This is a genomic window from Paraburkholderia sp. C35 (assembly GCF_003121405.1).
Classification (GTDB): Bacteria; Pseudomonadota; Gammaproteobacteria; order Burkholderiales; family Burkholderiaceae; genus Paraburkholderia.
The window spans coordinates 1-10,504 of sequence record NZ_QBUY01000176.1 but is presented as its reverse complement, the minus strand read 5'-3'; the positions used below and the strand labels follow the sequence as shown (position 1 = coordinate 10,504).

Below are 10,504 nucleotides of genomic sequence, written 5' to 3'. Positions count from 1 at the left end.
CGGCAGACGAGGTAGGAGTCCGTCGCGTGGGCTCGGAGAGGTGTATACGAGACAGCTCCCGCACCGTCTGGTGGTACTGCGCCTGCCCCATCCCCCAGCCCATCGCCCAGCGACGGCGGGACACAGCCTGACCAACCTAAGGACTCGGATAAGTACCCGGATCCAACCACGGGCGGAGACGGGAAGACGGGCCTGTGGGACGAGCACGGTGGCGGCGGAAATCCGACCACAATCTGGGACGAGAATAATAGCGGCGGAGGGAATCCGGCAGCGATGTGGGACGAGTACGGACATGGAGGAAATCCAAACTCCATCTGGGACGAGAACGGCGGCGGAGGCAATCCAACCACCATCTGGGATGAGAACGGTGGTGGCGTGGGTCCGACCAGCGCACGGACTTTCGCGGTGACCTCGGTTCTAACAGGGCCTGGCCTCGAGGCACGGCTTGTACGGGTGGGTCCCAATACTATGGCCATCTAGCCCCATTCTGCCGAATCCTTCCCACGAGTCCCACGCCCGCGGGAGCATGCGGCGGGCGATGCCAAGGTAGTCGGTGCCTGGCCACGGCTGAAACGGTACCGGTTTATCTTGGCGTGTCAGGCCGATAACGGCTTCGTTTCAATGCCGGTAACCAGACTTACCGGCATTGCGTTTTCGCTGTGATAAAGTCCTGGTTCAGGCGGGGAGCCGCCGGGAAGCCCGCCCCGCAAGGCCTCCAATGCCAGCACAACAAAGACGCGCGCGACGCTATCAATGCACATCAACAGGAAAACAGATCGTGTCCAATTTGACTCCAGCACTTGCCTTGCGGGCAGCCATCAACCTTTTGCGGGACTCTGCCGAATCGCGCAAGATGCCCAACGGCGAGTCTTTGACTAATGACGTTGTGCAGTTTCATTTGGACGCAGCGGACACTTTGGAAGAGTCCTTGTCGGATCTGAGAGATCACGAATAGGGCCGAACAGGCGGCACACTTTTTCACTGAGCAATGCCAGTGAGCCGCGCAGCAAGTACCACGGAGAGACTCCATGACCAAGGCCAACCGGCGAAAAAGACGGCGCGAGTCGCTGCCGCCGTATGAAAGCAGCGAGCAACTGCAGGCGAGGCTGTGGGCCTTTGCAATGGCCACCCGCGAGCAGGCGATGCGGCCGCGCACGGTTGCCTTTCCGGACCACGTGACCGTGCTCGCCGGCCCGCTCCGGCGCGTGCGTACCGCACCCGGCGAGCCTGGTGAGGCGACCTTGCCCGCCTCAGCGCCGGCGCCGGAATCCGACTGATGCCGGTGGACCGCCGCTTTGCCCGCCGTCAAGCGCTGCTCGCCTGCGCGATTGTGCGCAATGTCGCGTTCTATCGGGCCGGGTTCGAAACTGAAGACGGACGGGGCCGCTTGAAGGACGATTCCCAGATGGGCCGGACGATAAACAGCAACTTCGTCGACATCGCGGTGCTGGAGTGGTGCAAGGTATTCGCCGATTGGCACGCGCGACATCACTGGCGACGGCTCGTGCGGGACTCGCAGGCGCGCACGGGGTTTCGCACCGCCCTGTTCGCGGTGCTCGGGCTCGATGAGGCCGGCTGGGAGCATTACCTGACAGTCGTGAAAACGTATCGCGACCGTTTTGTCGCGCATCTGGATGATGACGACACGATGGATATTCCGTCGCTCGATCCCGTCCTGGCCAGCACGTTCTTTTTCTATGGGCAGCTATGGGAGCTGGCTCCCGATGGCGCGCTGGACGGCCGCTTCCAGGATGACCTGCAGGCCTACTACGAGGCCAGTCACCGACAGGCATGCGCCTATCGGGCGACTTACGATGAGTGAACCACCCATCATGCCCTTGTGTGCCGGCGCCGGCTTGATGTCCGCTATTCCTTCTTGTCCCTCGGCTTCGTGGAACCGGCCAGCACCACGATCTCCCCGAGCGGGTGCGTCTCCTCTAACACCCGCAATGCCGCATCGGCACGGACGGTCCAGCCGCGCGTACGTTCCAGGAACGCCTGCAACCGTTTCCGCACAGCTTCCTCTGAATCGTCAACCTGATGACGCCGAGGGCGCCGTTTTTTCGCGGGTCTGCTCATCAGCCCTCCGTGCCTGCCGCCGTTTCGAGGAGTCTACCGTCCATGACCGATCATGTGGCGAGAGCCCATCTGGCCGCGCTGGGTGGGCGGCTGCAAGGCGCGCACGGCGTTTCGCTCCGCCCTGTTTGCGGTGCTTGAGCTCGATACTGGCTGGGATAACTACCAGCAGTGAAGGCCTGCCGCGACCTGCATCACAGACCCTTGCGTTCAGTCTGTTCCTGCTCGCCACGTCCATCGGACATGAAATTCGGACCGAATTTCGCGATTTTTTTAAGCAGCCCAATCAGCGGGCGGCAAGCCGGTCGAATCCGTTTTTGCGCAGATTTCGATGAATCATCAACCTGATGGCGCCGAGGGCGCCGCTTTCTCGTTGGTCTGTTCATCAGGCCTCCCGTGCCTGCCACCCTTTCGAAGAGTCTACCGCCCATGACCGATCATGTGACGAGAGCCCATCTAGCCGCGCTGCGCGCGTGGCTGCAAGGCGTGCCCGTCGACGCCATCGCGGGTCGCTATCTGGCGACCGACGACGTCATCCCGGATGCGCGCATCGCGCACCGGCAGATCCTCGCGATCCGCGATGCACTGATCCAGCGTGCCCGGCAACACAACCGGATGGATCTCGCGATGTGGCTGGAGACACCGCCCCGCCATTCCGATCGCGGCATGTCGCGCGTGAGCGCTGCGCTGGGCGAACTGGAAACACTCGGCTCCCCGCAGCCGGACGATGCGCACGCTGTGGAACTGTGGTTCGCCACGGTACTGGCCCGGCGCCTGCGTGCCGCTGGCCTCGCGACAGTCGGAGATCTACGGCGGCGCCGTGACGGACGTGGCGCAGGCTGGTGGCGGCAGATACCGAGGATTGGTACGGTCGCTGCCGCCACACTCGAGCGGTGGCTGGACCGCCATGGTCGTGCAGATGGTGGCGCCGTTGGGCTAGCCGTTTCCGCCACGGTGCGGCTCGAGTCGGGTCTGGCCGCGACTCCGCCGCTTGAGCGGATGCAGCTGCCGTCGATGTTGGACGGGCATGCTGGGACCAACCGTGCGCCGCACGAGCATTGTGCGATCGATGCGATGACTGATCTACAGGCGATTGGCAGCTGGCTTGCCCTATGGAATGCCGACGGCGAGACCTTTAGAAAATACCGGCGCGAGGCGGAACGCTTCCTCGCGTGGTGCGTGATCGAACGCGGCCGACCGTTCAGCTCGGCGAGCACAGACGACTGTCGTGCCTATCGTGAATGGCTCGCGGATCCGCAGCCGGCCGAGCGCTGGGTCGGCCCCCGCCTGCCGCGGGACCGTGCTGGATGGCGGCCATTTCATGGTCCGCTCTCCCGCGACAGTCGCGTCCATGCGGAAACCGTCCTGTCGGCGCTCGCCGCGTGGTTGGTGGGCCGCGGTTATCTGCGACTGAACCCGTGGACCGGCCTGCCCCGCCGAACAAAGGCCCGTCCGCATCTGCAGGTCGAGAAGGCGCCGCCGCAGGATCAGTGGCTTGCTTTCGTTGACTGGCTGACGCGGCGAAGCGCGCTCGACGCGCATCTGCGCACGGCATACGCGGCGGTGATACTGCTGCGCGACTCTGGTCTGCGTTGTGCGGAGGCCGCGGCCGCCGATCGTGCGGGGTTGCGCCGACTCGCCGGCCCGTCGGGTGACCTGTGGGGCGAGCTGGATATCGAGGGCAAGGGCGATAAGCCGCGCGCGGTACCCGTCAGTGGCGCCGCGTACGCCGCGTTGCAGGCGCACTGGCTTGATCGCGGCGTGGCCGAAGAAGCCTCGGGTCCCCTGCTCGCTCCGCTTCGCCGGCCACCGACGCCGCGATCAGACGCAAGACATGCCGCTGACGGCTATAGCGTGAGAGGCCTTCGGCATCTGGTGACGCGCACATTTGACGCGTATCTCGGCGAACTGCGCACGACTGACCCGCAGGCGGCCGCAGTGGCGATTCGAGTGCGTCCGCATGCGCTGCGGCATGCGTTCGGCACGCACGCGCTGGAGGCCAAAGTGGAGCTCGACGTCGTGCAGTCGTACATGGGCCACGCGTCGGCGGCGACCACAGCGATCTATACCCGCGCGAGCGAACGTCGCCGGCAGAGCCAGATCGGGCGGCTTTACGGAGACGCAGACTTGCTGCGATCCGAATAGCCACTCGACGCGATCGCCCGGCAGGCAATGCCTTCACACGCGGGCGTAGATTCGTCCCACCCGGCGCAACTCCCCTGCCCTCTCCATGGCGGCCAGGTACCGTGTGGCAACCCGCTGGGTGGCACCGCTATACGAGTAGATTGCGCGTGTGCTGGGCTGTACATCGCCTGACAGGATTCCCTCGCGGACCCGCCGATACCGGATTTCGTCAGGATTACCACTTTCGAATGCAGCGTCGGCACTTGCCGCCTCTCCGGAGACTGCACCCGCGCTGTCCGGTGCTGTAGCGGTCGCTTCTGGCGGCGCTACAAGTGTAGCGACAGGCGCCGCTACGTCCGATGCAGCGATGCCTGTCACCCCGTCAATCACGCTGAGCCCGTTCTCCTTCGGATTGGGTGCCAGTGGCGTGGGCACGGGGCACTGCAGCGCGTCCGGCGATGCAGCAACCAGATCCCGACGGGCACGTAGCAACGTACCGGCCGCGCTACACATGATTGCGCCCATCGTAGCGATCAGTAGCGAGCGACCGACGCTGTACGCCACCATGCCGGGCTCGCTTAATGCGTTGGCGAGCGTCGGGGAGCTTGATCGTTTCAGACGGGCAAGCGCGTCAACGTCGGTCGCAAGGCGTGCTTCTGCATCTAGCGCCTGTCGCAGGGTAGCGGCGCCCATGCTGCGGACCCACGAATGGCTGCTTTCGCTCTGGCGTTGGCCATTTTCGCGCAACGCGAGGGCGGTGGCCCGCTGGGCCGCTATGGTCGCTTGCAACTGCTCGATGCGTATGGTGTCCGACTGCACAGCCGATTCCGCCGTGCGGGCGAGCGTGATCTGTGTGGTGTACAGCGTTGCTGTCTCGAACACGAGAAGCACGGTACCAAGCGCAATGAGCCGGTGTCGTAGATCCCGCATCCTTTGCCGTGGCAGTACGCCGGCGAGCCCGAACGCGAGGACTTCACAGATGACCATCAGGATGCCGGTGGCCGTCAGAGTGGTTCGCATCAGCGGATCGCTTTCCGTGCGCTGCAATCCAAGCACAAGGAAGTTGGCCGTCACGCAAGAGGCAGCGATGCCTGCCGCCATTGCCACGATGGCCAGCAATACGTAGGCGTTGCCAGTCAGATGGGTGTCGCCCGATGCGGGCGGGCGGGGATCTGTCGCAGGGTATGATGCCGTCAGCATGTCCAAATCTCCTTACAGGTTTGGATGTGTCAGGTGCGCGGCCAGGTTGCCGCCCGGCTGCGCACCGCTCTCAAACGTCCCGTCTGCTCTCCCCGTACCCTGCTCTTAAGCCAGAATTGTGTGCCTCCGACTGCTCTCGTCAGTGCCTGGCCATCGCTCCTGAACGGGCTGTAACGCCCGTCATACAAGGATTTCAGAGAAATTCAACGAAACTTCATAACGCCAAAACTTTGCGCGTTCATAACTTTATAACTTTATGAGTGCATGAAGCAACAAGGTTGTAGTGTCACAACGCTTTGGTGTTGTAGCTTTGTGACGGCGTGAGGTTTTAACTGTTTGATGCTATGGTGTTGTGCCGTCATGAGGTCATGCAGTCATGAGGTCATGCATGTATCGAGTTATGCATGTATAACGCTTTAGTGTCGAAGCGTTGTGAGGCCAAGACGCTACGACGTGATGACTTTGTAGATCTATAACTTTATGAGGTTAGCCGTGAAGCCAGCCAAAGGCGTCCCCGATCTAGCTGAGAGGCTGCGATCCGCCAATGCAACACCTCTCGTACCGTTTCCTGGCGGTGAGCCTCCCGCCGTGCAGCCCGCTGCGACACCAGCGCCTGCGGCACCGGTCCGAAGGCCCGCCGCCGATCGGAAGGCGACAGGCGCCATGCCACCACGCCAGCTCACCTTGCGGCCGCCCGTCGATCTGTGGGCGCGCTACATCAATGCCGCCGCCGAGCGCAGCAAACAGGCGGGCAGAACCGTAACCGCGCAGGAGATCGCGCTGGAAATCATGGAGAAGGCGGCCTTATGAGCAATCTCATCTACGTCGGCGGGCAGAAGGGCGGCACCACCAAGACGACCACGTCACATCTGCTGTGTCTGGGCGCGATCCTGAAAAAACACCCCGCTGCCTACGTGCTGACTGATCCGCACCGCAACATCAAGGCAGAGGGTCGCCCATATGGGGTGCTGGATGGCCGGGATCCGGACAACCTCTCGCAGATCATCGTGGCGAGTACCAGTACAAAGAACGGCTGGCTGGTCGTCGACGGCGGTGGCAACCGGCCGGCGTTTGACCAGGCCATGTCGGAAGCGGCCGAGATGACTGTGTTGCCGTTCCGGCCGTCTGAGGAGGATCTCGAGGCCGTGGCCAAGGACCTGAGTGCGATGCCAGGTTCGATCGCCTTGCCGTCCGCGTGGTCGACCAACAAGCTTGCCCAGGAATCGTCCCGGCGCCTGATCGAGGCGCTCGAGCAGGCGTTCCCCGGGCGTGTGCTGACCACGCCGGTCTGGTTTGTCAACGCTGCCGCCGAATTGCTGGGTGCGACTTTGGACAGCCCAACGACTCCTGTTCGCAACGCTGCGCGCCACACCTTCGACATTCTGGCGAATGCGTTCGAAAAGCACAGCAAGCGCGGTTCACCGACAATCGAAATTCCTCGTGAGCCCGTGCAGGCACAATAGGAAGCAGCGTTGGTTAGCCTGCACCCTGATGAGCACACTGGAATGATCTGGGGGGCAGGAGAGTAGATTGAAAGCAATTTGAGCCAGTACTTGCGTACTGGCGGGGCGGACGTATGAGCAGAAAGAAAAGTGAAGTTTCGCTGAAAGATAAGCAGAAGCCAGACTCTGAGCCCAAGGAAGGGCGTCCAGAGATGCCCTCCGGCATTCTTTCGTTCAAGCAGTTTCAACAACTCGCCATGCAAGAAGCCGAGCGAGGAAGAAACGAGTCCCAGCTGGCCCAGTTCGTTGAGCGGAAAAGATGGTGGCTCAAGAACGTAGGTGGACTTTACCGAAAGATCGATGTGTGGCTCAAGCCGCTGATCGACGCCGACGCCGTCAAGACTACAAGCGGTGAGATGGAGATCTCGGAAAAATACATTGGGGCCTATCAGGCCACGACTTTGCGCATCAAGATTGGCGGTAGTGTAGTCAAACTGCTTCCGCGTGGGACTTTTATCCTTGGTGCATTCGGCCGCATCGATCTTGAAGGCGTCTACGGACAAACCGAACGTCTCATCCTCGACAGCAACGAACCGGAGAACACGCCCTTCAATCTCAGGAAAGACGGGGAGTGGAAACTTGGTGTTCCCGGTCAGCCGACAGTCAATCTGGCACCGCTTGATCGCGAAAACTTTGTGAGCCTGCTCGCCACGCTTGCGAATCTGTCTTGAGGAAGCGCATTCATGAGCTTGTCGGGACAGCACAAAGACGTTACGCAGGTCCAGAAATGGCTTAACGACTGCAACCGATCCTTCACCTACGAGGCCGCCCACCATGTCGAGACGATCATCAAAGGCGGGGCTGTCGATCCGCGCTTTGTCGGGGCCCTAGAGGAGGACATCAACACCTATTTTGCGGCATTGCGACGTGATACCGAGTTGCTCGCCATCCTCGACCTTATCGCGTCAACGGAGGCCGCGATCCGGGTTGATTTTGCAAACCGCGCGGATAAACACGTCAGGGATTCCAGCGCTCTGGCGACCACCTTCAAGGCACTGAGGAAGAAGAAAAAAGAACGGATTTCGCTGGAGGATCACATTCTGGTTGAATGGAAGCGCCTGGCACCCGAAATCAAGTCACGTATCGATGAATTCGAACATGTGCTCGACTATCGGCACTGGCTCGCCCACGGTCGATACTGGTTGTTCAAGGCCAAGATCCCCAAAAATGGCGGTGTGACACCCAGTTTTATCGAAGTGAAGAACGTGAGCGAGAAACTTATGGGCGCGATGCAGGCCTCGGTGTTCGGTTTCTATCCTAAAAAAATCTAGGTATCAGACGGAACTGCCGGAAGTGCGCAGCAGTCGGTAACGCCGCGCCATAATCAAGCTGGCCGCCTTTGACGAAGGATCGGTAATGACTGCGCACAGTGACGATGAGAATTCTTCACAGGCCGCTCGGCTGGCCCGGATCATTGCGCACGCGACTGCGACATTCGGCAATCGCGACAAGGCCGACCGATGGCTGCGCGAACCCCGTCAACGATTTATGGGACACACAGCGATGGACATCGCTGTGACCGAGCACGGCGCGCAGCTGGTTGAGCAAGCGCTTATCCAGATTGACGAAGGATATTTCGCTTGATGATGTGAGCGCACCGCGACTGCGCGAAACCAGTTCCTGGCAAACCCGAACAGACCACTGAATATCGCTTCCGGCCCGTCGCGTATCGAGCCACGCCGATCACCATCCCGCTGACTACGCTCCGTCAGCGCGCCTCAGGGGCATCCTCCGCCCCAATCCTTTAAACGGCTGATCCGACACGCCCTACGACGTCTACTGGGGCTGACTTGCCGTGTTCCTGGTTGCCTTATTTCCTCACCGCTATGGCCCAGCCGGCGCGACGGTACCGCGCATCCGTTTGCTAGAATTTGACGAGAATCTAGACTTTGTATATTCAAAGTGTAGAATACAAACAGTGATGCAGACCGTAAGTCTGAAAACACGTCGTAGAGCAATGGCCAAACCCCATCGGCGCAGCCGTCGACTTGCGTCCGCGATTTCGTGTGGCTAAATCAATGCAGCGGCGCGGGGCTCCAAACCGGGCGCTCTCAACATCATTTATAGCGGGTACGGAAATGACAGGACGCGGATTGATACCAGTCGGGTGCGTAGTACTACTTATCGCGCGATCGGCGTGGTCGAACGAAGCCATTGTTAGTGCCAACAACGAGATCGGCATCGCAGCGGGTGGCCACAACACGAGTTATCACGAGATAGCGATTCCAGGTCAAAAGTGGCTGACAACAGATAGCAACGGCTATCTGGATTCTGAAATCGGCACGCAGGGAATGTGGCGGGCAGATGTGTCGCGGCAGGGGGCCGCGTTTGGTCTGCAGGGGATCTATTCAGCCGCAAGCTTAAGCGTATCTCACGGTCCGACGGACTATGTCGGTTATACGGTCGGCGGCTTTCCGGTTGTGCTCGCGCATCCTGATACCACGATCGATGCTTCAGTTCGAGCAGGCCGGGCATTTGAAATTGGCGCAGCCGTGCAGGTTACGCCCTACGTTCAGTACGCCTTCCACCGATGGTACCGCGACATCGGCGGACTGAATCGGGAGCGGTATTCCCATCACGAGGCGGGGCCAGGAGTACTCATCCAGTATGCGCCGACCGCACGCCTGGTGCTTTCAGCGGATCTGCAGGTTGGCTACACGTTTGCTGCCAATGTCACCGGCCCCAGTGGCGTACAGGGCAGGCCAGATTTTATTTTGCATCTTGGTGCCCGGCCCTCTGAACAAATAGCGGTCGCAACCGATTATGCAATTACGCGCATGCTGCATCTGACCATGCGATATGAGGTGCAGCACTTCACATACGGTGCTTCGCCACTCGGGGCTGGTTACTCGCAAGGTCTGACCATCATGGAGCCGAGTTCGAAGACAACCAATCAGGCGTTTGTAGCCGGGGTCGCTTACGCGTTTTGAAAGAGGAAAAAGAGATGGAAGGTATGAAGAGGATGGTCATGGGCGTGCTGGCTTCGGATGACGCGGGATTTCACGGCCGAAGCGGTGAAATGCCGCGCTCTCTCGTCACCGCGTTCGCGCGTCGGCTGGTAGAGCAGGGAGGGGCAGGCCTCACGCAGGTGCTCGGCATCTACGACGCCGAATATGCGCTCAAATTTTCGTCGTATGCCGCGCCTTTTCGTGCCGACGTCCTGCGCGCTGTCGTCGAGCTGGATATCAGGGATACAGCAGCCAGTCGTGAAGCGACCAAGGTTGCAGCGGTACTCAGCGGGAGTGTTTCCAGCAACGTCGACCCCATGCGTGCGTGGCTGGTTCAGGCGGCACCCGAATTCGTGCTCTCGAACGACGAACTGCGAGCACTTCTCATGCGGATGTTTGTGTTGCTTGGGCCAGCAAGGCAAGGCGTGATGCGCGTGCACGGCCGCGGACTGCGGCGGGCCGACGTTGGGACGGCGAGGCTCCGACAAATGCCGGGGTGAGCTCGTCGTATGCGTGCGGGCCATATGTTGCCGGTCCGCAATCAATTCAATCACCTGTCGTTTCTACTGTAAGGAGAGTTTTCATGAATACATCAATGCGCGCCGCTGCACTCGTGCTGGTGCTTTGCGGTGTTGATGACTCTTATACACATCT

Annotated in this window: 11 protein-coding genes and 2 pseudogenes; 10 read left to right on the top strand and 3 right to left on the bottom strand. The window is 60.9% G+C overall.

The annotated features are described in order from the left end of the window. Positions 1–1,028: 1,028 nt before the first annotated feature. Positions 1,029–1,277: a hypothetical protein gene (locus DK391_RS42765; protein ID WP_109484050.1), complete on the top strand. Its 249-nt coding sequence runs from the start codon at positions 1,029–1,031 to the stop codon at positions 1,275–1,277. Continuing rightward, complete coding sequence (locus DK391_RS42760) at positions 1,277–1,822, top strand: hypothetical protein (protein ID WP_109484049.1); 546 nt, start codon at positions 1,277–1,279, stop codon at positions 1,820–1,822. Before DK391_RS42765 ends, DK391_RS42760 begins: the two co-directional genes overlap by 1 nt. 44 nt (positions 1,823–1,866) lie before the next feature. Here the strand turns inward: DK391_RS42760 and DK391_RS42755 are convergent, their stop codons facing one another. After that, positions 1,867–2,079, bottom strand: coding sequence for a hypothetical protein (locus DK391_RS42755; RefSeq protein WP_109484048.1), 213 nt, complete (start codon positions 2,077–2,079; stop codon positions 1,867–1,869). 191 nt (positions 2,080–2,270) lie between these two features. Continuing rightward, a pseudogene (locus DK391_RS45540) lies at positions 2,271–2,390 on the bottom strand (AbrB family transcriptional regulator); the annotation flags it as partial. Between the two features lie 115 nt (positions 2,391–2,505). Between DK391_RS45540 and DK391_RS42745 the strand changes: the two are divergent. Beyond that, the gene (locus tag DK391_RS42745; RefSeq protein ID WP_109484047.1) at positions 2,506–4,221 is read left to right on the top strand and encodes a phage integrase family protein; all 1,716 of its coding nucleotides are present in this window, start codon (positions 2,506–2,508) and stop codon (positions 4,219–4,221) included. Between the two features lie 33 nt (positions 4,222–4,254). On the opposite strand, the gene DK391_RS42740 is transcribed toward DK391_RS42745, so the two are convergent. Beyond that, entirely contained in the window at positions 4,255–5,400 is a 1,146-nt protein-coding gene (locus tag DK391_RS42740; protein ID WP_109484046.1) for a hypothetical protein, read from the bottom strand. Between the two features lie 663 nt (positions 5,401–6,063). On the opposite strand from DK391_RS42740, the gene DK391_RS45130 reads away from it, so the two are divergent. From DK391_RS45130 to DK391_RS42705, 7 genes and pseudogenes are all read left to right on the top strand, one after another. After that, the gene (locus tag DK391_RS45130; protein ID WP_204117539.1) at positions 6,064–6,210 is read left to right on the top strand and encodes a hypothetical protein; all 147 of its coding nucleotides are present in this window, start codon (positions 6,064–6,066) and stop codon (positions 6,208–6,210) included. Continuing rightward, entirely contained in the window at positions 6,207–6,863 is a 657-nt protein-coding gene (locus tag DK391_RS42730) for a hypothetical protein (RefSeq protein WP_109484045.1), read from the top strand. Before DK391_RS45130 ends, DK391_RS42730 begins: the two co-directional genes overlap by 4 nt. Before the next feature lie 113 nt (positions 6,864–6,976). Beyond that, on the top strand, positions 6,977–7,573 hold the full coding sequence (locus DK391_RS42725; protein WP_109484044.1) for a hypothetical protein: 597 nt from the start codon (positions 6,977–6,979) through the stop codon (positions 7,571–7,573). 12 nt (positions 7,574–7,585) lie between these two features. Next, complete coding sequence (locus DK391_RS42720; RefSeq protein WP_109484043.1) at positions 7,586–8,173, top strand: hypothetical protein; 588 nt, start codon at positions 7,586–7,588, stop codon at positions 8,171–8,173. A gap of 106 nt (positions 8,174–8,279) precedes the next feature. Then, a pseudogene (locus DK391_RS42715) lies at positions 8,280–8,486 on the top strand (MbcA/ParS/Xre antitoxin family protein); the annotation flags it as partial. A gap of 494 nt (positions 8,487–8,980) precedes the next feature. Beyond that, a complete protein-coding gene (locus DK391_RS42710) occupies positions 8,981–9,832 on the top strand; it encodes a hypothetical protein (protein ID WP_109484041.1) in 852 nt (283 codons plus the stop codon). A 14-nt stretch (positions 9,833–9,846) separates the two neighbouring features. Next, on the top strand, positions 9,847–10,350 hold the full coding sequence (locus DK391_RS42705; protein WP_109484040.1) for a hypothetical protein: 504 nt from the start codon (positions 9,847–9,849) through the stop codon (positions 10,348–10,350). Positions 10,351–10,504: the final 154 nt, after the last annotated feature.

Bases quoted from the DNA above. Each gene is read 5' to 3' on its own strand.
- DK391_RS42765 (WP_109484050.1), top strand. From the start codon at position 1,029: ATGACCAAGGCCAACCGGCGAAAAAGACGGCGCGAGTCGCTGCCGCCG.
- DK391_RS42760 (WP_109484049.1), top strand. From the start codon at position 1,277: ATGCCGGTGGACCGCCGCTTTGCCCGCCGTCAAGCGCTGCTCGCCTGC.
- DK391_RS42755 (WP_109484048.1), bottom strand. From the start codon at position 2,079: ATGAGCAGACCCGCGAAAAAACGGCGCCCTCGGCGTCATCAGGTTGAC.
- DK391_RS42745 (WP_109484047.1), top strand. From the start codon at position 2,506: ATGACCGATCATGTGACGAGAGCCCATCTAGCCGCGCTGCGCGCGTGG.
- DK391_RS42740 (WP_109484046.1), bottom strand. From the start codon at position 5,400: ATGCTGACGGCATCATACCCTGCGACAGATCCCCGCCCGCCCGCATCG.
- DK391_RS45130 (WP_204117539.1), top strand. From the start codon at position 6,064: ATGCCACCACGCCAGCTCACCTTGCGGCCGCCCGTCGATCTGTGGGCG.
- DK391_RS42730 (WP_109484045.1), top strand. From the start codon at position 6,207: ATGAGCAATCTCATCTACGTCGGCGGGCAGAAGGGCGGCACCACCAAG.
- DK391_RS42725 (WP_109484044.1), top strand. From the start codon at position 6,977: ATGAGCAGAAAGAAAAGTGAAGTTTCGCTGAAAGATAAGCAGAAGCCA.
- DK391_RS42720 (WP_109484043.1), top strand. From the start codon at position 7,586: ATGAGCTTGTCGGGACAGCACAAAGACGTTACGCAGGTCCAGAAATGG.
- DK391_RS42710 (WP_109484041.1), top strand. From the start codon at position 8,981: ATGACAGGACGCGGATTGATACCAGTCGGGTGCGTAGTACTACTTATC.
- DK391_RS42705 (WP_109484040.1), top strand. From the start codon at position 9,847: ATGGAAGGTATGAAGAGGATGGTCATGGGCGTGCTGGCTTCGGATGAC.